The organism is Paenibacillus amylolyticus (genome assembly GCF_047302515.1).
GTDB lineage: Bacteria > Bacillota > Bacilli > Paenibacillales > Paenibacillaceae > Paenibacillus > Paenibacillus amylolyticus_G.
Map to the genome: position 1 here is coordinate 4,011,639 of NZ_CP168019.1, position 26,010 is coordinate 4,037,648.

Annotated in this window: 27 protein-coding genes; 8 read left to right on the forward strand and 19 right to left on the reverse strand. The window is 46.2% G+C overall.

All coding sequences use genetic code 11. The features are described from left to right. Window positions 1–23 precede the first annotated feature (23 nt). Complete coding sequence (locus tag ACDJ59_RS17220; protein WP_413404373.1) at window positions 24–1,175, forward strand: MGDG synthase family glycosyltransferase; 1,152 nt, start codon at window positions 24–26, stop codon at window positions 1,173–1,175. A 140-nt stretch (window positions 1,176–1,315) separates the two neighbouring features. On the opposite strand, the gene ACDJ59_RS17225 is transcribed toward ACDJ59_RS17220, so the two are convergent. From ACDJ59_RS17225 to ACDJ59_RS17235, 3 genes are all read right to left on the reverse strand, one after another. Then, a complete protein-coding gene (locus ACDJ59_RS17225) occupies window positions 1,316–2,869 on the reverse strand; it encodes an ABC transporter substrate-binding protein (protein WP_413404375.1) in 1,554 nt (517 codons plus the stop codon). A 100-nt stretch (window positions 2,870–2,969) separates the two neighbouring features. Continuing rightward, window positions 2,970–3,833 carry a carbohydrate ABC transporter permease gene (locus ACDJ59_RS17230; RefSeq protein WP_370511436.1) on the reverse strand — a complete coding sequence of 288 codons (864 nt, stop codon included), beginning with the start codon at window positions 3,831–3,833 and terminating at the stop codon, window positions 2,970–2,972. A gap of 96 nt (window positions 3,834–3,929) precedes the next feature. Continuing rightward, entirely contained in the window at window positions 3,930–4,835 is a 906-nt protein-coding gene (locus ACDJ59_RS17235; RefSeq protein WP_017689672.1) for an ABC transporter permease, read from the reverse strand. Window positions 4,836–5,242: 407 nt separating this feature from the next. On the opposite strand from ACDJ59_RS17235, the gene ACDJ59_RS17240 reads away from it, so the two are divergent. After that, window positions 5,243–7,495 (forward strand): AraC family transcriptional regulator, encoded by a 2,253-nt coding sequence (locus ACDJ59_RS17240; protein WP_413404377.1) that lies wholly within the window; start codon window positions 5,243–5,245, stop codon window positions 7,493–7,495. A 129-nt stretch (window positions 7,496–7,624) separates the two neighbouring features. Here ACDJ59_RS17240 and trmB read toward each other — a convergent pair whose 3' ends face one another. Then, the gene (trmB, locus tag ACDJ59_RS17245) at window positions 7,625–8,380 is read right to left on the reverse strand and encodes a tRNA (guanosine(46)-N7)-methyltransferase TrmB (RefSeq protein WP_076252463.1); all 756 of its coding nucleotides are present in this window, start codon (window positions 8,378–8,380) and stop codon (window positions 7,625–7,627) included. A gap of 152 nt (window positions 8,381–8,532) precedes the next feature. Continuing rightward, entirely contained in the window at window positions 8,533–8,733 is a 201-nt protein-coding gene (locus ACDJ59_RS17250) for a hypothetical protein (RefSeq protein WP_036610190.1), read from the reverse strand. Window positions 8,734–9,051: 318 nt separating this feature from the next. Between ACDJ59_RS17250 and ACDJ59_RS17255 the strand changes: the two genes are divergently transcribed. The 4 genes from ACDJ59_RS17255 to ACDJ59_RS17270 all read left to right on the forward strand — a co-directional run bounded on the left by ACDJ59_RS17255 (window position 9,052) and on the right by ACDJ59_RS17270 (window position 12,779). Beyond that, window positions 9,052–10,005, forward strand: a complete 954-nt coding sequence (locus ACDJ59_RS17255) for a TIGR01212 family radical SAM protein (RefSeq protein WP_036669734.1) — start codon at window positions 9,052–9,054, stop codon at window positions 10,003–10,005. Continuing rightward, the gene (locus ACDJ59_RS17260) at window positions 10,006–10,590 is read left to right on the forward strand and encodes a class I SAM-dependent methyltransferase (RefSeq protein ID WP_413404380.1); all 585 of its coding nucleotides are present in this window, start codon (window positions 10,006–10,008) and stop codon (window positions 10,588–10,590) included. A 189-nt stretch (window positions 10,591–10,779) separates the two neighbouring features. Beyond that, window positions 10,780–11,757 carry a type I phosphomannose isomerase catalytic subunit gene (locus ACDJ59_RS17265; RefSeq protein ID WP_413404382.1) on the forward strand — a complete coding sequence of 326 codons (978 nt, stop codon included), beginning with the start codon at window positions 10,780–10,782 and terminating at the stop codon, window positions 11,755–11,757. Window positions 11,758–11,798: 41 nt separating this feature from the next. After that, the gene (locus ACDJ59_RS17270) at window positions 11,799–12,779 is read left to right on the forward strand and encodes an alpha/beta fold hydrolase (protein WP_413404384.1); all 981 of its coding nucleotides are present in this window, start codon (window positions 11,799–11,801) and stop codon (window positions 12,777–12,779) included. A gap of 134 nt (window positions 12,780–12,913) precedes the next feature. Here the strand turns inward: ACDJ59_RS17270 and odhB are convergent, their stop codons facing one another. The 8 genes from odhB to ACDJ59_RS17310 form a co-directional block, all read right to left on the reverse strand. Continuing rightward, on the reverse strand, window positions 12,914–14,185 hold the full coding sequence (gene odhB / locus ACDJ59_RS17275) for a 2-oxoglutarate dehydrogenase complex dihydrolipoyllysine-residue succinyltransferase (RefSeq protein ID WP_413404386.1): 1,272 nt from the start codon (window positions 14,183–14,185) through the stop codon (window positions 12,914–12,916). A gap of 5 nt (window positions 14,186–14,190) precedes the next feature. Beyond that, on the reverse strand, window positions 14,191–17,064 hold the full coding sequence (locus ACDJ59_RS17280) for a 2-oxoglutarate dehydrogenase E1 component (protein WP_413404388.1): 2,874 nt from the start codon (window positions 17,062–17,064) through the stop codon (window positions 14,191–14,193). 634 nt (window positions 17,065–17,698) lie between these two features. Next, window positions 17,699–18,133: an NUDIX domain-containing protein gene (locus ACDJ59_RS17285; protein ID WP_413404390.1), complete on the reverse strand. Its 435-nt coding sequence runs from the start codon at window positions 18,131–18,133 to the stop codon at window positions 17,699–17,701. Next, window positions 18,134–18,631, reverse strand: a complete 498-nt coding sequence (locus ACDJ59_RS17290; RefSeq protein WP_036610208.1) for a GNAT family N-acetyltransferase — start codon at window positions 18,629–18,631, stop codon at window positions 18,134–18,136. 118 nt (window positions 18,632–18,749) lie between these two features. Continuing rightward, entirely contained in the window at window positions 18,750–19,172 is a 423-nt protein-coding gene (locus ACDJ59_RS17295) for a GNAT family N-acetyltransferase (RefSeq protein WP_315372967.1), read from the reverse strand. 102 nt (window positions 19,173–19,274) lie between these two features. After that, on the reverse strand, window positions 19,275–19,640 hold the full coding sequence (locus ACDJ59_RS17300) for a YybH family protein (protein WP_413404393.1): 366 nt from the start codon (window positions 19,638–19,640) through the stop codon (window positions 19,275–19,277). Between the two features lie 27 nt (window positions 19,641–19,667). Further along, window positions 19,668–20,177 (reverse strand): 8-oxo-dGTP diphosphatase, encoded by a 510-nt coding sequence (locus ACDJ59_RS17305; RefSeq protein ID WP_413404395.1) that lies wholly within the window; start codon window positions 20,175–20,177, stop codon window positions 19,668–19,670. A 238-nt stretch (window positions 20,178–20,415) separates the two neighbouring features. Next, the gene (locus tag ACDJ59_RS17310) at window positions 20,416–21,204 is read right to left on the reverse strand and encodes a DUF3891 family protein (RefSeq protein ID WP_413404397.1); all 789 of its coding nucleotides are present in this window, start codon (window positions 21,202–21,204) and stop codon (window positions 20,416–20,418) included. A gap of 195 nt (window positions 21,205–21,399) precedes the next feature. Here ACDJ59_RS17310 and coaA point away from each other — a divergent pair, with 195 nt between their 5' ends. Both coaA and ACDJ59_RS17320 read left to right on the forward strand, forming a co-directional pair. Next, window positions 21,400–22,329 carry a type I pantothenate kinase gene (coaA, locus tag ACDJ59_RS17315; RefSeq protein WP_413404399.1) on the forward strand — a complete coding sequence of 310 codons (930 nt, stop codon included), beginning with the start codon at window positions 21,400–21,402 and terminating at the stop codon, window positions 22,327–22,329. Window positions 22,330–22,393: 64 nt separating this feature from the next. Further along, window positions 22,394–22,756: a DUF423 domain-containing protein gene (locus ACDJ59_RS17320; RefSeq protein WP_405172151.1), complete on the forward strand. Its 363-nt coding sequence runs from the start codon at window positions 22,394–22,396 to the stop codon at window positions 22,754–22,756. A 69-nt stretch (window positions 22,757–22,825) separates the two neighbouring features. Here the strand turns inward: ACDJ59_RS17320 and ACDJ59_RS17325 are convergent, their stop codons facing one another. From ACDJ59_RS17325 to ACDJ59_RS17350, 6 genes are all read right to left on the reverse strand, one after another. Then, a complete protein-coding gene (locus ACDJ59_RS17325; RefSeq protein WP_413404401.1) occupies window positions 22,826–23,377 on the reverse strand; it encodes a histidine phosphatase family protein in 552 nt (183 codons plus the stop codon). 24 nt (window positions 23,378–23,401) lie between these two features. Continuing rightward, complete coding sequence (gene murI, locus ACDJ59_RS17330; protein ID WP_413404403.1) at window positions 23,402–24,184, reverse strand: glutamate racemase; 783 nt, start codon at window positions 24,182–24,184, stop codon at window positions 23,402–23,404. Between the two features lie 247 nt (window positions 24,185–24,431). Further along, a complete protein-coding gene (locus tag ACDJ59_RS17335) occupies window positions 24,432–24,818 on the reverse strand; it encodes a hypothetical protein (RefSeq protein WP_413404405.1) in 387 nt (128 codons plus the stop codon). A 67-nt stretch (window positions 24,819–24,885) separates the two neighbouring features. Then, complete coding sequence (locus ACDJ59_RS17340) at window positions 24,886–25,104, reverse strand: hypothetical protein (RefSeq protein WP_413404407.1); 219 nt, start codon at window positions 25,102–25,104, stop codon at window positions 24,886–24,888. Then, the gene (locus ACDJ59_RS17345; RefSeq protein WP_413404409.1) at window positions 25,104–25,793 is read right to left on the reverse strand and encodes a GNAT family N-acetyltransferase; all 690 of its coding nucleotides are present in this window, start codon (window positions 25,791–25,793) and stop codon (window positions 25,104–25,106) included. The genes ACDJ59_RS17340 and ACDJ59_RS17345 overlap by 1 nt, the downstream gene beginning before the upstream one ends. Before the next feature lie 29 nt (window positions 25,794–25,822). Next, a complete protein-coding gene (locus tag ACDJ59_RS17350) occupies window positions 25,823–25,972 on the reverse strand; it encodes a hypothetical protein (protein ID WP_413404411.1) in 150 nt (49 codons plus the stop codon). Between the last annotated feature and the right edge of the window lie 38 nt (window positions 25,973–26,010).

Below are 26,010 nucleotides of genomic sequence, written 5' to 3' on the forward strand. Positions count from 1 at the left end.
TAGCAGGAACAGGTGAAGCAAGCGTGGAGAAAAAAAGAGTATTACTATTATCTGAAGGCTTTGGTACGGGTCATACTCAAGCCGCCTATGCACTGTCCAGCAATTTGCGAAAGCTCTCGCCAGACGTGCAGACAAAAGTGCTTGAACTGGGAAGTTTCTTAAATCCAAAGGTTGCACCTCTGATTATAACAGCATACAAAAAAACGGTTACCAACCAACCCAAACTTTTCGGATACGTATACAGACACCAATATAAAAAATCATTGAACAGGCTGACCACACTGGCGTTGCATAAACTGTTCTATACACACACACGCAGCGTTGTGCGCCAGTTACGTCCCGATGCGATCGTCTGTACACATCCGATTCCAAGTGCTGTCATATCCAGACTGAAGCGTCTGGGTGTACAGGTTCCCCTTTGCACAGTCATCACCGACTATGATGCACATGGGACGTGGATTAACCGTGAAGTAGACCTTTATCTGGTTTCTTCAGATGAAGTTAAGTCCAAACTAATGCTACGAGGCGTACCTGCAGAAAACATTCGAGTCACGGGCATTCCGGTGCATCCAAATTTCTGGGAGCATCCCGGGCGAGAAGAGATCCGAAGCAGATTTAACCTCAAGAACATGCCTACTGTACTGGTGATGGGCGGCGGTTGGGGAATGCTCAGCGACAAGCTGGTCCATCCGCTGCTGACACGCTGGCATGAAGATATTCAGATCATTTTTTGTCTGGGTCGCAATGATAAAACACGGATCAGCATGGAACAGAACCCCATGTATCGCAAGGAAAACATTCACATTATGGGATACACCAACGAAGTGGACAAATTAATGGAAGTATCCGACCTTCTGATTACCAAACCTGGGGGAATGACATGCAGTGAAGGCTTGGCCAAAGGAATTCCCATGTTGTTCCACAACCCTATACCTGGTCAGGAAGAAGAAAACGTCCATTATTTTACGGCAAGAGGGTTGGGAGAACCCATAACTTCGCCTGACGTAGTGGTTAACTGGATGAACAAGCTGTTGCATCACTACCCGGATGTTGTACGTAAACGCAAACGTCATCTGGCGGAAATCGCCAAGGTTCATCCAATGCAGAGTGCTCAAAGTATTATCGATCTGCTGGAGGACGTTCGTCCTTCATCCGCAGAAGAGGCCCGTTTATGAATTTATCCCATTAGGATGTCGCTTCCCGCATTCTTCGTCCAATCATGCCTCTAACCAACGGCTTCAAACAAGCCTGCAACCACATTGAAAAGGTGCCTTCGGAATTGAAGGCACCTTTTCTTTATGAAGGAAAGTACAAACTATTGAATGCCTGTTGACTTCAAGTACTCCTGCCACTGCTTGGTGTATTCTGCCTGAATTTTTTCCAATCCCGCTTGTTTAGCCTTCTCCATAAATGTGTTCAATCCAGCCTCTACGTCTGCCACCAAACCTACATTAAGCGGATACAAATATTGTTTTTCCACCTGTTCCAATGCAGCCTTCTCGGCTTGGTACGGTGTCCAGTCTTCAGCAAATCCGGTATAAATATCCGGCTTCTTGATTTTGTCGAGATCTTCAAACATGGTCAGGACATCATCAAAGGTTTTATCATAGAGCATGAATTCCGGATTACGCCAAGCCCAGCCATTCATGCCCTCACGCGGGAAGCCGTTTGTTTGTGCATCTCCGACCATTTTGTAGTATCCATTATCTACCTCGAAGTTTTTGCCTTCAACGCCGTATTCAGTCAACCAATTATATCGTTTGTCTGTCACAAGTTTCTCATAAAATGCCAATGCTTTTTCCGGGTTTTTACTGCTACGCGGAATCGCAAAACCATTGTGGATCGGGTGAACCGGTTGTGCAAACCCTTTCGCATTCGGGTACGGGAAATAAGCCAGTTTCCAATCTGGATGAGTAGACTGCACCTTGATGACATCTGCATTAAATTTGTTCGGGTTCTCCCCGGACAGAACAACAGCCGCTTTTCCATTTTGCAGCAACGAGTTGGATGTATCTTTTACATTCAGTACGTTTTTCGGGAAAAATCCTTTGTCCATCCAACGTTTGTATGTTTTCAGGTCTTCCAGGTGTTGCGCCGATCCCCAGTAGGACGTCACGATTGATGGTGTGTCATACATAATATCCAGCCCATATGGAAGTTGACCTGCTGTATTAACCAGCTTGGATGTCAATTGACGAATACCATGGGTATGGTTGGCATTGCTATCCGCAATCGGAATCATATTGGGTTCGTTGGCTTTGATGCCCTCCAGATACGCTTCGAGCGTCTCCAAGGATTCCGGTTTTGGAAGATTGTACTTCTCGCGCAAGTCCTCACGGTACGCAATCCCCTCGGTTACATACTCAATCCAAGTGGATGGAACAGTATAGATTTTGTCATTGATTTTGACAGCATTCCACATATCATCAGGTACATGAGCTTTCAGTGCCGGCGCTGCTGTAGGCAGCATTTCATCCAGTGGCAGGAACGCCCCCTTCTTGGCATAGGACTGATAGAATGTCCAATCCGCTGTGAAAATCAGATCGATCGGCTGCCCGGAAGACAGCAACAGTTTATATTTTTGATCCCAGTCGGTCCATGAGGTGTAGTTGAATTTCACATTGACGTTCAGATCAGCCTCCGCCAGCTTATTGATCTCGGATTCAATAACAGGCAGATCTTTCGGAGCATCCCCAAGCATGTAAAACTGAAGCGTGACTTTCTCGCCTTTGTTCCCGGATGTTCCTCCCTGCTCGCTTCCTTGCGTCGATCCCCCCGAACCGTTATTACATGCGGCAAGTACCCCGGCGAACAACATCAGGGCAAGTACCAGAGACAGGTGCCGAATTGTTTTGTTACGCATACGCATCCTCCCTTTTTGTGGTGAACCTTTATATGTTAGCGGAGACTCGCCATGCTTCAGACCGGAAATGATGTCAATGGCCTGACACCCACAGCGTGTTCACGTTCTAACCTTTCACTGCACCAATGGTGAGTCCTTTGACAAAATAACGTTGCACAAACGGATACAGGAACAAAATCGGTCCCGTTACAACGATAGCCATTGCCATCTTGGTTGATTCGGTAGGCACATCCTGACTGAGTGTGATCCCTGTGCCAATTGCCATCTGGTCAATGAATGTAATCGTGTTCATCGTGTTGTAGAGATAAAATTGCAGTTGGTACATATCCGGGTTGTTAATGAAGAGGGACGAGGTAAACCAGTCATTCCAGTAACCCAGCGCCAGAAACAGACCTACGGTTGCGATACCAGGCATCGCCAGTTTCAACACAATGCTGAAATAGATGCGGAAGTCATTCGCTCCATCAATTTTGGCGGACTCAATCAATTCATCTGGCACTGCCGAGCGAATGAAGTTTTTCATCAGGATAATGAGGAATGGCGTCATCAACCCTGGAAAAATCAGTACGGTGTAGGTATCTGTGAGATTGAAGTAGTTCGCCAGCATAATGTACCAAGGCACAAGTCCCCCACCAAACAGGGTGGTGAAGTAGATAAAAAACGAGAACGTGTTCCGATATTTAAAGTCCTTACGCTGGAGCACAAATCCGGCCATCGTGATGAGGAATAGCCCTAGCGTAGTCCCTACCACCGTTGTAAAGACCGTTACCCCATAAGCTTTGAGTACCTGAGTCGGGAATTTGAAGACCATTTTGTAACCTTCCAGAGAAAAGTCCGTTGGAAAGAGGTGATAACCATCCCTCACAATGGACTCGTTGCTGCTGAATGAACCGGATAGAATCAGCAGAAACGGTAGCAAGCACATGATTGATAAAATGATGATGAAGCTGTAGGAAATCAGTTGAAACATGAAAGTGAATTCCGAATCTCTGAGACGCGTATTCGTACGAGTGTGAGTATTCATTGGCGTGTTCATGATCGTTCTCCCTCCTGCCCTGCGGGCATTCTAGAACAAGGCGTAGTCCTCATTTACTTTGCGAATAATATAGTTGACAGTCATGATCAAAATGAATCCAAACAAGGACTGATACAGACCAGCAGCCGTTGCCATCCCGATATCAAACGTTACTTTCAGTGAACGGTACACATACGTATCAATAATATCTGTAGCATTGTACAGCACCCCGTTATTACCGATCAGTTGATAGAACAGGTCAAACTGCCCCTTCATAATGCTGCCAAGCGAGAACAACAGCAGGATGACAAAGGTTGGCTTCAGCATCGGTACCGTAATGTACCAGATCCGCTGAAATATATTCGCCCCGTCGATTCGGGCAGCTTCATAATACTCGTCACTGATACCTGTTATCGCGGCCAGATAAATGACCATGCTGTATCCAAGATTTTTCCATAGATAAAAGATGATGATCAGGAACACCCAGATCCAGGGTGTGTTATAAATGTCCACCGGGCCGGCCTCAAAACGTTTGAGCACCGTGTTCACAAAACCCGACTCATAGTTAAACATGTTGTAAGCGATTACACTTAATAGTACAAATGAGATGAAATACGGCAAAAACATGACGGATTGCGTAATTTTTTTGAATAACCTGCCCCGGATCTCGCTAAGCATGATCGCACAGAAGATCGCCAGACCGTTTCCTAATATAATGAAGGCGAGATTGTAACCCACAGTGTTGGTTGTGAGCTTGAGCAACATTCCGGATTGCCATAGGAACTTAAAGTTCTCCAGACCGACAAATGGACTGCCAAATAATCCGCCTTCAAAATCATACCGGGTGAACGCATAATAGATGCCGACCATCGGAAAATACGAGTTAATCAGAAAAAAGATCAGCGTGGGCAACAGCATCAGAAACATGATTTTGTTTTTGTTCAATTCTTTGAGCATGGCTCGATCCCTCCCGAATTTCTTGCGGTGCTGCGTGGTGGAGCTCTCTTTTTATTGTAGATGCTCTCTTCACTCACGGATACTGAAGCTTCCCTTCAGAAAATGAACGATTCTGCGAAATGAACTATGAACAAAATGAACGAACCATGAAATGAACAGACATCCACACACATCCGTTCACAAATGTTGATATCGTGCATAGGCTACACCTAGTGAACAATCCAGCGAAAGTTGAACTTTATGTAGAGAAAACAGGCAAAACAGCCTGTCTATCATTGATGTAAACGCATACATAATATATAATTCAAGTTACTCTTGCTCTTCTGCTCATCCAACTATGAAGCCTCACGTATGTATATGAATTTCTATGTGGTTAACCTAAATAGGAGGTCTGAGGGGGAAACAGAATGCGTAAACGTTCAGAGGACAGTCAGAAGGTCTTCACACGGATTCTGATCGGCATTATTATCAGTACCGTCGCTACCTTACTTGTGGCTTCTTCTATTTTGTACGCCAACTATAATCGGATTGCGCTTCGCCAGGTTTATCGTACAGATATGAACAGTCTTACTCAAACCAGCCGTGAAGTAGCCAAAATGACCGAGACTGCAAAATCATTGTCATATCAGATTTATCAGGACTACACCATCTCTTCATTACTGCTCTATTCCAAACCAAATATCTATGAGATCACATCGGCGATGGAGCAGCTAGACAACTACCGTATGTCCCTTCCCTTTATCGAATCCATCTATGTATATAACTCCAAAAGTAATGAATTCTTTATCAGTTCCGACGTGCGCAATGGGCAGCAGTCCATCTCGGAGATCGACGATCAGGGGATTACAAGCATCCTCCAACGCTTCAATGACTATAAACCTTTCGTGCCCATCCCGCGTACATATCAGGTCGGGTCTACTGAAGCAACAGAGGTTAACAGCTACACCTATCTCTGTTATGACACGATTAATGATAACGCGAAGCTAAACTATGCTGTCATCGTTAATATCAAGGATGATTGGCTCAGTCCCAATATGAATGCTGTGGATCAACCAGGCAAAACCTTTATCGTGAATGAGAATGGAGACCTTTTATCTGACTTTGGCGACCGTGCATTGATGAAAAATCTCTCCAGCGAAGCTTTTATGAAGCCAATTATGCAGGATACGGAGCAGTCAGCTTACTTTACCGAGAAGGTCGACGGAGAAAAATCGCTCATCACCTATACCGCTCCCGATGATCTGGGTTGGCGTTATGTAAGAATAACACCTTATGATCTGATTACCTCAGATATACGGAGTATGCGCACACATACCGTTCTGTTTTGTGTTGGACTTCTCTTCGCAGGGTTACTGCTCTCTTATCTTGTGTCCCGAAAACTATATCACCCTATTGATAAGGTGCTTGTTCGTTTACGTGTGATGGAAGCAGAGCGACGTGGCAGTCTTCATTTGTTACGGCAGGATTTTCTACGAGGGGCCCTGCAGGGCCGCGAAACAGTAACTGGAGGTATGCTGGAAGAACGGATGAAGTTCTATGGTTCCTCCATTGATGTTCAGCGTGCATCCAGACTGGTATTACTGCGTATTGACCATTTTACCGAATTCTGCGAAACGTATCGTGATGAGACCCAGCTTGTAAAATACGCCATGATGAACATCTGCACCGAGACAGCCGATCTCCACTACAATGCGGAAGCTGTGGACATGGGTGGTGATCTGATCACACTCATCTTCAATGAAAAAGCGGAAAGCCATGAACTGGGGCAACCTGCTCATAACCGGATCGAAGAGCTACTACGTATGATGCAGGCAGCTGTAATGACCCATTTGAAATGCTCCATCTCCTGTACGATCGGCACGGAAGAAGATTCATTGGAAGACAGTATTGCATCCTACACCAGATCAGCCGAAGCCTCACTGCATCGTTTGTTCATGGGACCGGGCTGTCTGATCTATACCGCTGACATCATGGCTTATCACGCCAAGGAGTACGCATTTCCAGCAGGTAAGGAAAGACAACTTGTTGATCATCTAATGACAGGTAAGACGCGAGAAGCAAAACAAGTCTATGCAGATATCGTCGGCGAGACAGCCGCATATCCATTTACCGTCTTCCAGCTAGCTTTATCCCATCTGACGATGACACTGAACCATGTACGAAATACCCTCAAGAAGAATAATCAACTCACGCTTGATTCAGTCTCGGATGGTCTAATGCTGCCTGTCAAAGACGCGGAAGACATCAGTGAAGTACATGAACACTTCTATCGGATGTTTGATGAGCTTGGTTCCAAAGTCGAGGAGAAACGTACACTGAAGCACGAAGAGTTAATTCGTAAAATCAATGGCATTATTGAGCGGGACTATACGGACCCCAATCTATGTCTAACTTCTATCGCAGATGAGTTGGGCATGTCGCCCATCTATGTAAGCAGGCTCTACAAACAGCTCACCCTGAAAGGGCTCACGGACGTGATTAACGAAACCCGAATAGCCAAGGCCCAGCATCTGCTGGTGGAGACGGAGAACTCCGTTGCCGACATTGCCGAGAGAACCGGATTCACCAACAGTTCATACTTCTATCGCATGTTCAAAAAGTTCAATGGTGTTACACCAAACGATTATCGCCGCAAAGAATTTCATTCAGAGAACTTTTGAAATCATACCCGACTTGAGTTTATGGAGCATTGCACATGGATTGTTAATGCAAAAAAAGAGCGACCTATGAGAATGAATCATTCACCTCATGTGTCGCTCTTCTTTAATGAGTTTAAGTTAGATTTCGATTTATTCCTGTTCCTGATCTTCGCCAGACTCATCCGAAGCTTCACGAACTTTATACTTGTCCAGACGTGTCTGCTGATACTCACGCAAGGCCTCTTCACCCACAATCACTTCAACCCGGTGAATGTTCATACCTTTACCCATGAATTTCTGCTCGTACTCCGTCATCACATGTTCTTCATTCAAACCATCACGATGCAGATTCAAAGAAATATTGGTCATTTGCAGGCCGAAGTCGGCAATGGCGTTGAGTGAGAAATCAAACAGCGTCTCCGAATCGGTTTTGAAATGAATCTGACCTTTGGGATTAAGCAATTCCGTGTATTTCTTCAGGAAGCGCGGGTGCGTCAAACGACGACGTGCATGCTTTGCTTTTGGCCAAGGATCACTGAAGTTCAAATAAATGCGTTCCAGTTCTTCCGGTTCAAAAACTTCTTCGATCTGTTCAATATTCGCCAGCGCAAGCTTCAGGTTCGGAGGTGTCTCCACATCAGCCTGACTCCACGCATTACGAGCTTTCTCACTGGCACGACGCACCAGTTCATCATACATATCAATACCGATGAAATTAAATTCCGGATATTTATAACTCATTTGACTGATAAATTGACCTTTACCCATACCAAATTCCACGAAGATCGGGTGATCATTGCCAAACAGTTCAGACCATTTTCCTTTATGTTGCTTGGGGTCCAGTACAACAAGATCAACTTGTTGCTCCAGATTTTCTCTTATCCCTTTTCTGCCACGTAAACGCATTTTATTCCTCCGTTTGTCCCATACTTGTCTCAGACTCATTTTGCCGAAGAACTGGCAAATTGTAAAGAGCAATGAAAAGGGAATCTTCGGATCTGCCACTTTGGGCAAATCTCAAAGATTCCCTCTTCGATTTATTTGGAATTGGGGTCCAACTACTTTAGTAGTTCATAGTCTACCTTATCTTGGTGTGAAAAATCAAATGTCTTTTCGAAAGCATCGCGAACTTTTTGTCTTGCAGCCGCTTTCACTTTCGGATTTCCATTAAAACGAACACCTGTTAAAGCCAGTGCTTCTTCTGCCGTCAATTCAACAGACACATGATTCAATTCATTGTTTTTAACTTGGGAATTCATTCATATCACCTCACGGTATAGTATGGTCCATGACGTCAACGTTGATTCAAATGCTATGATGAATAATACCCATTAGATGGTGTCTGACGCTGATTTAAATATAACATAAGGTGTAAACTATAGCAAGGAGAAAACCTTGATTTTACGGCCTATTTTTGCGTTTCGATTCCCTTTTTTTTTAGTTTTTTGATACAATGATAAAAGTTCACGAAGACACCTATAATCGCTATCCATCGTCTATGACGGAAATCGCATAGCGCTTCTTCTTTTGTTCACGTATGATTACGGTAATTCGACAGCCAAAGGAGTACCCTGAAGATGAATGCACCTGCATTACAGTCCCCTCTCCTGTGGGGAGATAAACGATTCCATACCTGGAATTATGAGATGCGAGATCAATTTAACAATAAGGTTTTCAAAGTGATGCTGGATGCTGGATTCACCTGTCCCAACCGCGACGGTTCCATTGCCAAAGGTGGTTGCACCTTCTGCAGTGCGCGTGGATCAGGCGATTTTGCTGGCAGCAGACGTGAAGATCTGGTCACCCAATTCAATACAATTCGAGATAAACAGCACCTCAAGTGGCCTAAAGCCCATTATATTGGCTACTTCCAAGCCTATACGAATACGTATGCTCCGGTTGAGGAGCTGCGCGAATATTTTGAAGAAATTCTTGAGCAACCCGGTGTTGTTGGTTTGTCCATCGCCACTCGCCCGGATTGTTTGCCAGATGACGTTGTTGATTATTTGGCTGAACTGAACGAACGCACCTATCTGTGGGTTGAGATGGGCCTTCAAACGATCCATGATTCCACATCAACATTGATTAATCGCGCGCACGACACGAAGTGTTACGAAGAAGCGGTTGAGAAACTGCGCAAACGGAATATACGTGTGTGCACACATATCATATATGGTCTGCCTCAAGAGACACATGAGATGATGCTGGACACTGGACGGGCAGTTGCCAATATGGATGTACAGGGAATCAAGATTCACCTGCTGCATCTGATGCGCAAAACACCAATGGTGAAGCAATACGAAGCCGGTCTTTTACGTTTTTTGGATCAGGACGAGTATATCAAGCTGATCGTAGATACACTGGAGATGCTTCCACCGGAAATGATCGTACACCGTCTTACAGGCGACGCACCGCGTGATCTGTTGATTGGACCGATGTGGTCCATGAACAAATGGGAAGTGTTAAACTCCATTGATCGTGAGCTGCGAGAGCGGGATTCATGGCAAGGTAAGTATTGGAGGCGAGCATAGATGGGCTTTCTTTCGGTTCTCAGCTGTGCGCATCAGTGGATTGCTTCCCGTCTGCAGCCAGGTGATCTGGCCATAGATGCAACGGTGGGTACAGGAGCAGACACACTATTTTTGGCACAACAAGTAGGCAGGCGTGGTCAAGTCATTGGATTCGATATTCAAAGTGAAGCCCTCACGCTGGCACAGGCCCGGATTCGAAAACAAAACGACGAAACCAAGCTTGGCTCCATCTCCATGCTTCAACTAAGCCATGATCGAATGGCAGAAGCGGTTCCTGAGTCATGGCTTGGTACGGTTGGTGCAGTTATGTTTAATCTGGGGTACCTGCCTTCAGAAAGTGCAGATTCCTCCATCATAACCGAGACTGACAGCACGATCGCTGCACTCGAGGCTGCACTCGCTTTATTACGCCCTCGCGGAATTATTACGGTTGTGCTCTACCCCGGTCATGACGGAGGGGCACAGGAAGCAGAAGCTGTATTGGACTGGTCCTCTGCCCTGCCGGTGGAACAGGCACAGGTTGTGATGTATCGCCAATTGCAGCGAGAAACTTCTCCTTTTCTGATCGGAATCGAGAAAAAATAATTTCCTTTGTTCACCAAATACAATAAACTAGACACAATCGCAAGGCGAGCTATTAACGGCTTTTTCTTACTGCGATCTGTGTTCTACATCTACATATGCAAACGTATTCACTTGTTTGCTCATGGCGATTACATGCCCATGACTGATTAAAGCGATCCACCATTTCATATACTAGAGGAGAGATTACTGATGTCTACGCCATACCCATTACAATTCCAACCTGAGTTCAAAGAACGTGTGTGGGGCGGTCGTGCGCTGGAGCAATTCGGCCTTACGCCCCCTGAAGGACATATCGGAGAAGGATGGATGATTGCGGATCATCCCAACGGTACAACCAAGGTATTAAATGGAGCCCTGGCTGGGAAGGGTCTGGATGAAGTTCGTGAACAACTGGGCACCGAATGGCTTGGAACCAAAGGCGTCTCTGAAAAAGGCGGACGTTTCCCCCTTCTGATTAAGCTGCTTGACTGCAACGATGACCTATCCGTTCAGGTTCATCCAACTGACGAGTATGAGGCACTTCCTCCTGGCGAGCTTGGCAAAACAGAAATGTGGTATGTACTCGACGCAAAACCGGGCGCACATATCATCTATGGCTTGAATGAAGGCGTTGATCGGGCAACATTAAAAGAAGCATTGGAAAACGGCACGGTGATGGATACCCTTCGTCAGGTACCTGTAGAAGCTGGTGATACGTTCTTTATCCCTGCTGGAACAGTGCATGCGCTCTGTGCAGGTGTCGTTGTCGCTGAGATTCAGCAAAACTCGGATACGACGTACCGGATATACGATTACAATCGTCCAGGGCTGGATGGCAAACCACGCGAGTTGCATGTTGAAGACTCATTAAATGTCACCGCTTATGAGGGCGCAGGTGCCTCAACGATGAAAACAAATAACGCTACTCCTGGTGAATGGCTCAAGCTTGCTGAATGCCCTTATTTTGTGGTGGAAAAAGGGATTGTGACTGAACGGTGGGAACTCTCCACCAATCCTAACAGCTTCACGATTCTCGTTGTCTGTGAAGGAGAAGGAACTTTGGAGTGGGCACATGCTGAATCAGACAGCATTGAATTGAAAGCAGGACAATGTTATCTCTTGCCAGCCAATCTGGGTTCTTATACATTGAACGGGAATACCACTGTTCTTCGCTCTTATCTGCCCTAACTCAAGCTTATATGTGACCCGTGAAGGAGGAATTACACGAGATGCAGGAATCTACCTTTGCCTTGGTCGCTAGTGAAGGTACCCGTATTCATGTGTACCGCTGGCTTCCCGATCGGGAATGTAACGTTAAAGGTGTAGTGCAAATTGCACACGGCATGAGTGAGACGGCAGCCCGATACGCCGAATTTGCCGACATCCTTACCCAAAATGGCTATGCGGTTTATGCCAATGACCATCGGGGTCATGGCAAAACTGTGGAGAATGCCAAGTTGCTTGGTAATGCTGGTATCGATGCCTTCCGCTGGATGGCGAGTGATATGATCAATCTGGGCGAAGTAGCCGCCAAAGAGAATCCTGGGGTGCCCCTGTTTCTAATGGGACATAGCATGGGCTCATTCTTGGTACAACATCTCATGTACGCTGGTCATGAGCAGTACCATGCCTTTATTTTATCCGGGACAAACGGCAGACGTGGTCTGCTCCGGTTTGGAGAGAAACTCGCCTTTTTGCAGTGCGGCATTCAGGGTGCTACCCACCCCAGCATGCTGCTCAACGCGATTGTATTTGGTGGATTTAACCGCTCCTTCCGCCCTGCAACGACACCGTTTGATTGGTTGTCCCGGGACTCACAAGAGGTTCAGCGATTCATTGATGATCCCCTGTGCGGAGCAGTCTGTACAGCAGGCTTTTTCCGCGACTTCTTCAAATTGCTGCTTGAAGTCCATCTTCCACACAATATGGAGCGCATACCCAAACACAAACCCGTATACCTGTTCTCAGGTGAGAAGGACCCTGTCGGACTTCATGGCAAAGGCGTTCTTAATCTGGTCTCGCAATATAAGAAACTTCACCTGGAGAATATTGAGTATCGCCTGTATCCGGATGGACGCCATGAAATGCTGCATGAGATCAACCGAACAGAAGTGGCCCAGCACGTTGTGAACTGGCTAGAGCGGAATACCCCTGGCTCGAATACACACCCTAGTCCGGTGAGCCCTACTGAGACGGCTGACTCTATCTAATAGAGTCGGAGACAACATACCAGGAGCAACAGCAAAAGAAACCCCTGAATCGGATGTGCAGCTCACGCTGCACTCCAGTTCAGGGGTTCTCTTGTTAAGCGATATGAATAATAGCTATAATCAAACGTTATGGATTAACCTTCAATTAACAGGGATTCCGGGTCTTCAAGCAGTTCTTTCACGGTCACGAGGAAACGAACAGCCTCACTACCGTCGATAATCCGGTGATCATAGGACAACGCGATGTACATCATTGGACGGTTCTCCATCCGCTCTGCATCAATCGCCACTGGACGAAGCTGGATCTTATGCATCCCCAGAATACCCACTTGAGGTGTATTCAGAATTGGCGTAGACAACAAGGAACCAAATGTTCCACCATTAGTGATGGTGAACGTTCCACCTTGCAGATCAGATAACGCCAGCGTGTTGGAACGAGCTTTGGATGCCAAGTCCGCAATGCTCTTCTCGATCTCGGCAAAGCCCAGACGATCGGCATCACGTACAACCGGTACAACCAGTCCTTCCTTCGCAGATACGGCGATGCCGATATCATAATACTTTTTGAGCACAACATCTTCGCCATCAATCTCTGCGTTAATTGTAGGGAATTTTTTCAGAGCCCCCACAACCGCTTTGGTGAAGAAGGACATGAAGCCCAGGTTAATTTCATGTTTCTCTTTGAACTTGTCCTTACGGCGTTTACGCACATCCATGATCGCAGTCATATCAACTTCATTAAACGTAGTCAACATGGCTGCTGTCTGCTGCGCCTCTACCAGACGTTTGGCAATGGTTGCACGACGGCGAGACATCCGCTGACGCTCCACTGGTTTGGTATAGGTTGAGCTTCCAGCTGCCGGAGCACTTGGTGCGGCTGGAGCTTTACTCGCAGGTGGAGCAGCAGGTGCAGGCGCCTGATTGTTATGGCTCTTCACATCATCCTGGTATACCCGTCCAATCGGATCTTTGCTCTGAACCTGATCCAGTTCGATACCACGTTCACGTGCAAGCTTACGGGCAGACGGTGAAGCCGTCTTGGCACTATCGGATGACTCCGGTGCTGCCGCAACGGGTGCTGGTGGTGGTGTTGGAGCTTCTGGTGCAGGAGTAACGGCCTTTTTCTCTTCAGCTGCTGGTTCGGAAGCGGGTGAACCGCTTCCTCCTCCAGAACCAGCTGAGAGTGTACCGATCGTTTCACCGATCTCTACCGTCTCTCCTTCCTGACGAATGATCTTCTCCAGCACGCCACTTTCTTCTGCGCTGATCTCAATATTTACTTTATCCGTTTCCAGTTCAAGAAGCACATCACCCTGATTAACGGTATCCCCTTCTTTAACCATCCATCTGGATACAGTTCCCTCAGTTATTGACTCACCCATTGCAGGTACTTTAATTTCACTCACAGCTGTTACCTCCCCAGTGGAATATTATTCTTCGTCGTTTGTTTCAACGCAGATGTAATAATCTGTTGCTGTTCCATACTATGCACAAGCTGATAACCGCTGGAAGGACTTGCGTGTTCCGGGCGACCTTCGTATCTAACGGTTGTGCCTTCCGGGGCAACTTCACGAAGACGAGGCTCCATGTATGTCCAGGCACCCATGTTTTTGTTTTCTTCCTGTACCCATACCAGTTCTTTTACATTGCTGAAACGGGCGAGGACACGTTTGATCTCTTCTGCCGGGAACGGATACAACTGTTCCACACGGATAATGTGAAGCCATGACCGATCTGCTTTATCTTTTTCAATAGCATCTTCCAGGTCAATGGCAATCTTGCCACTGCACAAAATAATGCGCTCTACGCGATCCGGCTGTGTCCCCAGTCCAGCTTGCTCCAGTACAAGTTCAAACTTGCCTTCACTGAATTCAACTGCCGGTGATGCAACACGCGGGTTACGAATGAGACTTTTCGGTGACATCATCACAAGTGGACGAGCATCTTCTGTTTCAGTCAAGGAAGCTTGACGACGCAACAAGTGGAAGTACTGGGATGCACTCGACAAGTTGGCAACCGTCATGTTGTCTTCTGCACAAAGCTGCAGGAAGCGTTCAAGACGAGCACTTGTATGCTCAGGTCCCTGACCCTCATTCGCGTGTGGAAGCAACATGACCAGACTGGATTTTTGAGACCATTTGGCACGTCCCGCTGATACAAACTGGTCAAAGATAACTTGTGCACAGTTGGCAAAGTCACCGAATTGAGCTTCCCAGATGACCAGTGTATCCGGTGAATAAACGTTATATCCGTATTCGAATCCAACAACGGATTCTTCAGACAACGGACTGTTATAGATTGCAAAGGATGCTCTTGCCTGTGGCAAGTGATGTAATGGGCAGAACTTTGCTCCATTCTCCGAATCATGCAACACCAGATTCCGATGAGCGAATGTAGCACGCTCGGCATCCTGTCCACTAATCCGAATTGGCTTGCCATCTGCCAGAATGGTTGCAAATGCGAGTGTCTCCGCAAGGCTCCAATCCACTTTTTCCCCTTCGTTCAGGGAAGTGCTCCGACGTTGCAAAATCCGCTGTAACTTCGGATACACATTGAAGTTTTCAGGCCATTTCAGCAGATCGGCATTAATGCTGCGAAGATTCTCAAGCGGTACCGCAGTCGGAGTAATCGTAACAGCCTCCGGCTCACTGATTTTCCGTTGATAATATTCATGTACTTCATTTTTCTTCATCTGGTCATAAGCTTCTTTTAATTTGTTCGTTACTCCATCGCGAATGCTCGTAATGGATGCATCATCGATAATCGATTCCTCTTTCAACTGATCCTGATACAAGTGGCTTACCGTTGGATGGTTTTTCACCTTGTCATAAACGATAGGTTGAGTTGTTTCGGGATCATCGGTTTCGTTATGGCCGTAGCGACGGTAACCGATCAAGTCGATCAGGAAATCCTTTTTGAAACGATTGCGATACTCGGCTGCCATACGAATGGCTGCAATACAAGCTTCCGGATTGTCCGCATTCACGTGTACAATCGGAATTTCGTACCCTTTAGCAAGGTCACTTGCGTAGTACGTTGAACGGGAATCACTGCTATCTGTAGTGAAACCCAGACGATTGTTCACGATAATATGGATGGTTCCGCCATTCTGATATCCTGGCAGAGCTTTGAAGTTAAGCGTCTCTGCAACGATCCCTTCTCCAGGGAATGCTGCATCACCGTGCATCAAAATGGTAGCTGCCTTCGTCACGTCTTGCTTCGGATATCCAGGGTCACGCCGGTCATCCTGAGCCGCACGAGCAAACCCTTGTACAACCGGATTAACGTATTCCAGATGGCTCGGGTTATTCGCCAGAGTAAGGCGTGCCTGTACAGTTTCCCCGTCTTTTACAAAACGGTTGGCACCCATATGATATTTGACATCCCCCGTCCAACCGTAGTTGATTCCCGTCGAACCTTCCGATGGAACCAAATCTTTGTTCGGAGCATGATGAAATTCAGAGAAAATTTTGCTGTACGGTTTGCCCAAAACATGAGCCAGTACATTTAACCGTCCACGGTGGGCCATACCCATCAGAATGTGGCTTGATCCGGCTTCCGCCATGATGCGAACAGCTTCATCCAGCATCGGCACAAGCACATCGTTACCTTCGATGGAGAAACGTTTCTGCCCAACAAATGTTTTGTGAAGATAATCTTCAAATTGCTCAACTTCAACCAAACGTTCCAGCAAAGCCTTACGTTCTTTCGGGTTAAGTGGAGCTGGTGATGTCCGGGATTCCGCACGACGATTCAGCCACTCACGCTCTTGAACTTCGTGCACATGACTGAATTCATAAGCCATGGGTCCAGTGTATATCTGACGCAAGCGCTGGATAGCATCCCATCCGGTTGCTGTCTGCCCATCTGCACCTTCCCAGATCAGGGAAGCAGGTAAAGCCTTCAGATCTTCTTCGTTTAATTCAAAATGCTGAGGTTCCAGCAAAGATGTGTCTGTATCTTCACTGATTCCAAGCGGATCTATATCTGCAGCAAGATGACCATAGGTACGGATGTTCCATACCAGTTTACCCGCTGTAACCGCTTTCTGTAATAGTTGAATGTCTACGCTTCCGGAAGCCGATTGGGCGTTGCCGGAATTCAAGGTTGTGCGTGCATCCCTGCCAGACATCGGCGGTGCACCCCATTGTTCAAATAGTTCACGATAAGCCGGTGTAACCGAACCAGGGTCTTGAGTGAATAATTCATATTGTTCCTGTACGTATCCCATATTGGGGCCATAGTAACTTTCCCAGGGCTTCTTGTTGCCTTCCACGATCGTCATCGACGTTCCCTCCGTCTTGATTTAGTCATAAGTTTTTGACGGAAATCATTGACTAAGCCGTAATTTGCGTTCGTTCAACATTTTAAGCGAAATTTTTCATGAAGTCCAATAATCGTGCTGTTGGTGGTAGTAACGTTAGTCCGACGCTCCCGTCAAGGTTTGTCTGCGTTTTCAAAATCAAAGTAAAACAATGATTGTATATACCGTCGCACAGATGTCGAATACTGTCCTGATCCGTTCGAAGGTTACACTTTCTCCTCTTCTTCAAGTGAAGTCCATGTTCTACTATCTATTCTATAAACTTTTACGCTCAGGAGCATTTCCTATTTTTAGTTCAATTGATGCATAAATTAGATGAATCGAATAAATCGGTCAATTTGGGTAGAACAACGAACGCTTAATTATAACAAAATAGGCATACGATCTCCCATTTTACCTCCTTAATTGAATTGTGGTCCATTATGTTCAAAAACAAACCGTCAAGTTAAACATTAACCATCTGACGTCAAATTCAACAAATAATTGGGGTTTTCTTCAGGAGACCCGCAGCAAAAAGCTGGCCCAGACATAAATTATCCGAGCAGCTTCTTTGGGTTCAGCAAATTTAAGTTAACAATAAAGTTGAGGATTCACATCAAGATGTACTTTGGCTAATCATATACTCTGCAAACGGCGTTAGGGAAAGATCTCTAACTTGCTCCAGTGTAAACCAGTCCGCGCCCAGCGAATCTTCACCATCGGGTTCTTTTTTGATATGATCCGGCTGACTGGCTACGGTCAAAACCACATCATACAACATCCCGATATGGTGCAGCTCTTCCGGCTCACCTTGATACACCCATTCCAGTACAATAGACTCCGCAGAACGAATCATCACTTGTAGGTGGGTCAGGCCCGTCTCTTCTTCAAACTCACGATGAAGAGCAGTCTCTGGCTGCTCGCCAAATTCCAGCCTTCCGCCTGATAAATCCCATTGCCCCTGATATGCTCCGCGAGCCTTATGAATCAACAGGAATTGGTCCTCCCAAGCGACCAAGCCATATACCCCAATATGTGTATGCCGATTCACTTAAGGGCTCTTCCTTTCGTTTTCATCCTCTGTAACAGCATCCAAATCTATGGCCATACGGATCATATCCACACAGCGGATACCGTCCTCTATAATCTCTTCCTCATAATGCCTCACAAAGAAGTCACGGTCGACCCCGATAATGCGGAAACCGCAACGTTGGTATAACTTCAATTGATGAAAGCTGGAGTTGCCCGTCCCAATCTCGAGAATCCGGCAGCCCAACCTACGTGCAGCTTCCATCGCTTCCTTAATCATGTGTTTGCCTACACCTTGTCCCTGCAGTTCTTCCTGTACGGCAATATTAACAATCTCCGCAGTCTCTGGACGAGTCTTCAACAATACGAACTCCCCAACCATCTCTCCTTCATACTCGGCAATAAAACAAACACCCCGACTCAGGTACTCATCTACAATTGCTTTTGAAGGATCAGCCATCAATAAAAGTTCGTACGGTCTCTCTTCTTCCCAGTCCAAAATCCGGAACGACAATTTCATGCCAATCTCCACCTTTTCATCGTACAATATTCATTTACGTTCTGTTTGCAGAAGCCTATGTATGGCAAATCCACAAATATATCATTCTTCATTTCAACAAACTAGTTTACTCAATCTATTAATCACACACTGCTCCTGATTGATTTTGATAATGTCGAATGATCATTCCAGATGCATTGGCCATGCCCTGTTTCTCATAAAATGCCTGAAGCTCTGGGTCACACAAGAGATCGATCATATAAAGATTACGAAGACGTTCGAACATACGCTGAACAAGAGCCGTACCTATTCCACGCCCCTTATACTCTGGCACTACTTCCAGTAAGGGGATATACGCACTGAGAACACCATCAGAGATTGCTTGTACGAATCCAACCACATTTCCGGTATCTTCATCAACAGCCAGTTCAATAGCATAGGATTGTTCCAGCAGCTTCAGAAATGTTGGCGTAGACGGCGGGTTTGGCCAACCATCAAAGAAATTCCCACCTAGTTGTTCAAGAGCTATACTTTCTAACGTATCACGAAATACGATACCCACAGACTAGTCATCTCCTATAAAAATAGTAAACTTCATTATATCATAATATTTGGATATAAATATATAGATATGGATGATACATTATGAGGCATTATTTATATCCTAACCCAAGCTTAAATGCTCATGGATTAATTCCCATTCCCCATTAAGCCCAGCAACAAATACATTCGTGGCCCGCCCCTTCCCATAAGCCGGCTCTCCCTGATAAATTCCCTTCCAGTGGTAGGTATAAATACAAACGGCCTGCTCTTTGCTAGTCGTAATCCACTTAACATCTTCAGCACGATACACTTCTTCCTTGACTGTCTCCCAAGCGTTCTCAAAATACGCCCGAATTTCGTTAGGGGTAGTACAGGACGTTCCCGTAAACCAATATACGGCTTGTGGCGATAACCATTTACTGACTTCATCAAACTGATGTGTATTTGTCGCCGCAATGTATCCTTGTAGAGCATGCTGGTATCCCATGATTTTTCCTCCTTCTGACGGGTTAACTTATCGGGTCCTACTCTGTTCAAGTACCGAATCGCTATACACCATAAATGTCTCTTGCAGTGTACGTCCGGATGACTTCTCCCAGATCACACTCCGCTCAAAAGTACCTTTTTGGAAAAAACGCGGGAGACGTTCAGCAAACCAATCCTGCATAGGCAGCTCAAAAACCCGCTTCATAGGCACCCATAACAGTTCGCCTTCGGGCGGATCTTGCAATAACTGCCCCTCGAATGAAGTCGCCAAATAGTTAAATACCATGTACCGCAATCCTTGTTCGGGATCACAGAACTCATCAAGCCCTTTATACGTAATCTCATTAACTACTAGCCCCGTCTCCTCCAGAACCTCCCGCACGGCACCATCCACGATACTCTCCGGAAAATCTACCTTCCCGCCAGGAGCGATGTATCCCGGAAATCCTTTGCGGTCCGGCCGATTCATTAACAACACCTGATCATTCATTTTGTCCCATACCATACACATCGTTAATATTTCTATTCTAGTATCCATATTCGTCCTCCTGCTAACATGCGCTTCTCTGCTGTACACTAACATTTCTGGGAATAACCTGTGTTTTCCTTCTTTATTCCCACTCTGATTCATTCGTATTTTCACCGGTCTCACAGTATAGTCTATGATGATATATATGCATACGAAAGGCGGACGCCCTGTACACCTGTACATCAGAAGCCCGCCTGTTTTGTTATATTCTATGCTGCTCTTTCCTCAAGCCTGGAGTTTCCAGTTCTCAGTTCAATTCCGTAATCAACACCCGGCGTTCCTTCCATTCAGCCCGGCGATAAGCCTGTTGCATACCAAATTTGCGGATACTTGCCTTCGGCACTGATTTATAAGGCAAAACGATCGTAAAGTCCTCATCAAACGGGAAAAAAGACAGGCCTACTTTTTCATTGGATAACCACTCTGCTTGAATCGGTTGTCTGGAACAGGCATCAAACGTACAACTGAGCCCTTCTGCAAAAAAATCATAACGCGCAGCAGGTGTTCCCGGTTCCTCCATACAGAGAAACAGACTGAGCTGATCACAGAAAAGCATAATCTCCACATCACTTTGCAGCCTCTGTTTCAGTGCTTCAGCATCACCACCAAGCTGTTTCTCCCAATCCAGCTGACGTTCGTGTTCTTGTTGCAGATAATCTCGGATGTCATCATCATCCTGAGCATTGGCCCCCAGATTTTTCTGAAACAGTTCCGTATACATCAAGCTACACAATAATCCGGCGTAGAGGTTCTTCTGCCGAACTTCTTCAATCCCTTTATGGTAGAATACAAAACGCGGACGCAATGGAAAGTCACGAAACGAATACGGCGATTGACTGTAATCATTCCAGAACGGAGACGAATCCAGTTCAATCCAGCCACGGTCATGTTCCTTGGCCGCTAGAATCAATTCATCCCGATGCGCAGCATCGGATAATAATTCATTTTTCCAGTGGGAAGTCATCTCTCCTGCTACTAATCCATGCTCATGCTGTGCGGTCAAAACAAAATCATGCTCTCTCTCATATACGATCATGTGCTGTCACCCTTCCGCATGGTATACGTTGACTTTAACATAAATTGGGTTAAACTTTCCTAGTAAGTTGTTTTTCGCTCCATTTTGACGAAAGGCATTATGAAATGCACAATGTAAAGGTGTTGTCAGTTTCCTGAAATTTGATACACTAAAGGTTGTGTCCACAATTATATTACATACAGAAAGCGGGATCTCATGAATTTATACTCTCCTTACATCGAGTTTAACCGCAAGGAATGGGCTGAACTTAAACAACATCAGACCACTCTTCCACTGACGGAAGCCGAATTAGAACAGTTAAAGGGATTGAATGAAGAGGTATCGATTCAAGAAGTCGAAGATATATATTTGCCTCTTACCCACTTTATTGACCTATATGCAAGAGTTTCACGAGAACTGAATCAATTAACTGCCTCCTTTATGAAAAAAGAAGCTCTCCCCACCCCCTACATCATTGGAATCGGGGGAAGTGTTGCCGTGGGCAAAAGTACAGCGGCCCGCTTGCTACAGGCACTGCTCGCCAGAGGTAAGAATAGTCCGAAGGTTGACCTTGTCACCACCGACGGTTTCTTATATCCCAACGCCGTGCTGCAAGAGAAGGGCATCATGAACCGCAAGGGATTCCCGGAAAGCTATGATATCAAATCCCTGATTCAGTTCATGGGTGATGTGAAATCAGGCAAGCCCGAAGTGAAAGCACCCGTCTACTCTCACCTCGCCTACGATGTCATTCAAGGGGAAGAGAAGCAGATCTGTCAACCGGATATTCTCATTATTGAAGGTATAAATGTACTTCAGATCAAAAAGGAAACGCCTTTGCTGGTTAGTGATTTCTTCGATTTTTCCATCTACATTGATGCGGAAGAAGAGCATATACGACACTGGTACGTTGAGCGTTTCAAGCTACTCCGCAATACAGCGTTCCAGAACACGGATTCCTTTTTCCATCAACGATTCGCCAATATCGATGAAGAAGAAACCGTGCGTACGGCCAACCAGATCTGGCAGGATATCAATGCCAAAAACCTGCATGAAAACATTTTGCCAACCAAAGGGCGTGCTAGACTGATTCTTAAAAAGGAAGCCGATCACTCCATTGGGCAGATTCAATTGCGCAAACTGTAGACAACACTCGTGCAGTACACTTTGATGTTATATCTAATTACCCTTAAAAGGAGAGAAAAACACATTGCAAACCCTGATTATACTCGGCAGTATTATGATGTTCCTGGCTGTTGCTTTGGGTGCCTTTGGCGCACACGCGCTCAAGCGCAAACTATCCGCTGACATGATCAAAATCTATGAAACCGGTGTTCAATATCACCTCATCCACGGACTTGGCATCATCCTGATCGGACTGCTGGCAGACCGTCTTGAATCCTCTTCACTCGTCATGCTTGCCGGATGGCTGATGTTCGCCGGGATCATCCTGTTCTCTGGCAGCCTGTACGCTTTAAGTGTAACGGGTGTTCGCAAATTGGGAGCCATTACCCCACTTGGCGGAGTCGCATTTTTGGCTGGATGGGTTATGATCATAATTGCCGCATTGTAAACATGCCCTGTGAATAAACGAAAAGAGTGTTCTGGCTGATATAATATCGCTGGAGCACTCTTTTACTGTTTAATCTGTCCAAATTCTGCGAATGGTGGACAGCCCTGCATCTGGCAGTTGTCTCTCCAGCACATACACATCCGGGTTAGAAAGTTTGGTCCACTCTTCATAACCAAAGGATGGTTCATACTCACGAATAAGCAGTGATAACAAGTTCCCATGTGTAACCACGGCCCCGTGCTGTTCCGGTCTGCTCCACAACTCTTCCAGTAGTGCCAGCCCCCTTGCAGCCGCGTTTCTCGAAGATTCCCCGCCTTCTTCCACCCAATCCACATCATCGTATGTACGTTTCAGTACATCCATCCAGTTAGGCAGATCTAGAGAGCTAAGTACCCTCTCCTGGAGACGTTCATCCGTATGTATATGTTGCAGCGTTGCTATGCCCAGTGGCATAGCCGTCTGAACAGCCCTTTTCCATGGACTGGAGACAATATACGTAATGGAGTGATGAGCCAAGAGATCTGCAAGTTTTTCAGCCTGCCTAATCCCTTCATCTGTAAGCTCTGCATGGGGTTCCTGCCCTGTGGCCTTGGCGTGACGGATAAGATAAATGGACTGCATAGCTATCACCTCCCATGGTGTAACCTACTTGGAGTTCATCTCAAGATATTGAAGTGCATTGTACATCTTCTCCTGCTCTTCCGGTCGGCCTGATGAACTGAGGAAAGTGACCTGTTCCCCGGTTCTGTCTCCATGTTGAGCCACCAGTCCAAGCCGCTGCTTCAGATGGTTCACTGTGCCTGTACTGCCATCAATGATCTGTATATGATCTGGCAGAACCGTGCGCAGAATGGACGTATAGAATGGATAATGCGTGCAACCAAGCACCACTGTGCCATACCCATGAAGATCGAGATCTGCCAGCTTGAACCGGAAATAATCAGCGATTTTGCCCGGATCAAAATCCAGCTGTTCACACCATTCCACAAGTTCCGGCAGCGCAATGGAATCCACACTGTGGTGATCATCAACACGTGATACCAGTTCGTTATACTTGGTTTGGCTCAAGGTGAGGGCCGTGGCAAATACAAGCACTCTCTTCCCACTATCACGATTCATCTCCACGGCTGGTTTCACCGCAGGCTCCATGCCAATGATCGGGATATCGTACTTGGCGCGCAGTTCCTTCACAGCCAGACTTGTTGCTGTATTACAAGCTATCACGATTGCTTGAACATCCTCCTGAACGATGGCTTCCACACAATCAAAAATATGTCCTCTAACCTCATCCGCAGACTTGGTTCCATACGGGACATGCAAAGTATCCGCGTAATACAGAAATTTTTCTTCCGGAAACTGTTTTAATGCCTTATGCAAAACGGTTAAACCACCGATGCCTGAATCAAAAAAAGCAATTTTCTTATTCAAGGATTTCACCTCTATAATGTATTCTTTCGGGTTCCAAGAACCTCTCAATGCTGCTCATGCTGACTGGAGGTGAGGTTTGTACTTCCGGCTCATCACACACTACAGTGCTTGACGGCTTGCGGGAACCATTACGGTTACGGATCGTTCTTCTGATCGCTAACAAAGGCGAACGCTATCGCTTCTTCAGAATCGATTCCGCCCCCTCCATTACTTCCGCTAAGTCAGGTACTATAGAGAAGATAAGCCATTATTCTACGCTCATTTTATACTGTCTGAGCCATTCCTTGCCACTATGCCATGCCTCTACGGGGTTATGCTCTCCAAGCAGTTCAGTACTGGCCTGAGCCATGATCCATTCCTTAAGACCATTATCCGGACTGGATTCGAGCTGCTGTAACAGGAAAGGCAGTCCTGCCTCACCCGTATTCAAGATGTCGTTGTAAGCCTCACGGTTACCAGCAATATAATCATTGGGATTACTGCTGGTCAGGAGGACAGGGTCGCTAACCATCTGCTGCAGGTTACTTTCAATTGTTGCTGATAATGCTTGGTCTTCTGTCCGAGTCGAACATGCTGCTACCGTCAATGCTGTGCATACGGATAACAAACCCAGAATCAGTCTTCTGCGATTCACTGTACCACTCCTTTCAACAACGAGTTAAGACAACAGATTCGGCTTTCATGCTCAAGCCCCCGGCCAACTACAGAACAAGTTCCCATTGTTCTTCGGTAAGCTCCTGACCTGACAACATTTGCTTGCGGACTCCCTTCACTTCAAAGCCCACAGATTGATATAACCTACGCGCGCCATTGGTGATAAATTCAGCAAAGCTATGATCATAATTATACTCGTTTCGATAGATTCGGATATGCGCTTCAATGACATACTGCAGATCCTTTTGTACGAAAGTGCGGATCATCAGACATCACAGTCCTTCCTCAAATCCACAGTTGTGATACTGAAATCCACACCGAACTGAATTAATCCGAGTTTACGGGCAACTTGCTGTGAAGCGAAATTATCCCAAGATGTACTGTAGATTGGCACGCGTCCACGCTCCTTGACATAATACTGCCAGCACTTTACCGTCTCCGCTGCATATCCATGTCCTCTATAACCCGGTGCCGTATACAGACTCGCTTCCGCCCCCTGATTGGAGAGCCTTGCGGAGCAGCACACTGCCACAGCAGAATCTCCAATAACATAAGCGGCAACAGGGCTTTTTTCATGCAAGTGATCTGTTAATTCAGGGAAATGCTCTGCCAGCAAATAACGCTGCTCCTGACCAATCAACTGAACCTTCTGATTCCACTCGTGAGATAACTCAGGAAAAGCATAGGCGGGTCCCATCCACACACGGTTAACTAGCTCAAAGGTCTCCACCTTGCGAATTAGTTTCGGAATATCCAACGGAAGCTCGCAATCCTTACCCAGCTCATTCATTAGATCCGGCGGTAACTGCTCATGGTAATAGATCAGTGAATCAGCAGAAGTCAAGCCAATAAAAATGGCTGGAGCTTGCCCACCACCTGGCTCGTTAATGCTTAATAGACGCTGCTGCTCATTGATTGTATACAACGTGCTCACCTGTATTTTAAACATTTCCATAGACGACAGGTTGGATTTTGGAACCATAACTATGAAGTTAACCTTTGCAATAATCGTTTGCCTTCACTGCCTTTACCAGCTTCCTGCTGCTCCAGACAAATGAAACATGCATAGATGTCTTTATATGGTCCTGACATGGCATATCTGCACATCGTCTGCACCCCCTTAATAATTTCCATTATACGGGATTTAACACGCACATACGAATGGATTTTGC

Excerpts from the sequence above, each read along its gene's own strand:
- ACDJ59_RS17225 (WP_413404375.1), bottom strand. The coding sequence starts at position 2,869 with ATGCGTATGCGTAACAAAACAATTCGGCACCTGTCTCTGGTACTTGCC.
- ACDJ59_RS17230 (WP_370511436.1), bottom strand. The coding sequence starts at position 3,833 with ATGTTTCAACTGATTTCCTACAGCTTCATCATCATTTTATCAATCATG.
- ACDJ59_RS17235 (WP_017689672.1), bottom strand. The coding sequence starts at position 4,835 with ATGCTCAAAGAATTGAACAAAAACAAAATCATGTTTCTGATGCTGTTG.
- ACDJ59_RS17240 (WP_413404377.1), top strand. The coding sequence starts at position 5,243 with ATGCGTAAACGTTCAGAGGACAGTCAGAAGGTCTTCACACGGATTCTG.
- trmB (WP_076252463.1), bottom strand. The coding sequence starts at position 8,380 with ATGCGTTTACGTGGCAGAAAAGGGATAAGAGAAAATCTGGAGCAACAA.
- ACDJ59_RS17250 (WP_036610190.1), bottom strand. The coding sequence starts at position 8,733 with ATGAATTCCCAAGTTAAAAACAATGAATTGAATCATGTGTCTGTTGAA.
- ACDJ59_RS17255 (WP_036669734.1), top strand. The coding sequence starts at position 9,052 with ATGAATGCACCTGCATTACAGTCCCCTCTCCTGTGGGGAGATAAACGA.
- ACDJ59_RS17260 (WP_413404380.1), top strand. The coding sequence starts at position 10,006 with ATGGGCTTTCTTTCGGTTCTCAGCTGTGCGCATCAGTGGATTGCTTCC.
- ACDJ59_RS17265 (WP_413404382.1), top strand. The coding sequence starts at position 10,780 with ATGTCTACGCCATACCCATTACAATTCCAACCTGAGTTCAAAGAACGT.
- ACDJ59_RS17270 (WP_413404384.1), top strand. The coding sequence starts at position 11,799 with ATGCAGGAATCTACCTTTGCCTTGGTCGCTAGTGAAGGTACCCGTATT.
- ACDJ59_RS17280 (WP_413404388.1), bottom strand. The coding sequence starts at position 17,064 with ATGACGATCGTGGAAGGCAACAAGAAGCCCTGGGAAAGTTACTATGGC.
- ACDJ59_RS17290 (WP_036610208.1), bottom strand. The coding sequence starts at position 18,631 with ATGAAATTGTCGTTCCGGATTTTGGACTGGGAAGAAGAGAGACCGTAC.
- ACDJ59_RS17300 (WP_413404393.1), bottom strand. The coding sequence starts at position 19,640 with ATGGGATACCAGCATGCTCTACAAGGATACATTGCGGCGACAAATACA.
- ACDJ59_RS17305 (WP_413404395.1), bottom strand. The coding sequence starts at position 20,177 with ATGGATACTAGAATAGAAATATTAACGATGTGTATGGTATGGGACAAA.
- ACDJ59_RS17310 (WP_413404397.1), bottom strand. The coding sequence starts at position 21,204 with ATGATCGTATATGAGAGAGAGCATGATTTTGTTTTGACCGCACAGCAT.
- coaA (WP_413404399.1), top strand. The coding sequence starts at position 21,400 with ATGAATTTATACTCTCCTTACATCGAGTTTAACCGCAAGGAATGGGCT.
- ACDJ59_RS17325 (WP_413404401.1), bottom strand. The coding sequence starts at position 23,377 with ATGCAGTCCATTTATCTTATCCGTCACGCCAAGGCCACAGGGCAGGAA.
- ACDJ59_RS17340 (WP_413404407.1), bottom strand. The coding sequence starts at position 25,104 with ATGATCCGCACTTTCGTACAAAAGGATCTGCAGTATGTCATTGAAGCG.
- ACDJ59_RS17345 (WP_413404409.1), bottom strand. The coding sequence starts at position 25,793 with ATGGAAATGTTTAAAATACAGGTGAGCACGTTGTATACAATCAATGAG.
- ACDJ59_RS17350 (WP_413404411.1), bottom strand. The coding sequence starts at position 25,972 with ATGGAAATTATTAAGGGGGTGCAGACGATGTGCAGATATGCCATGTCA.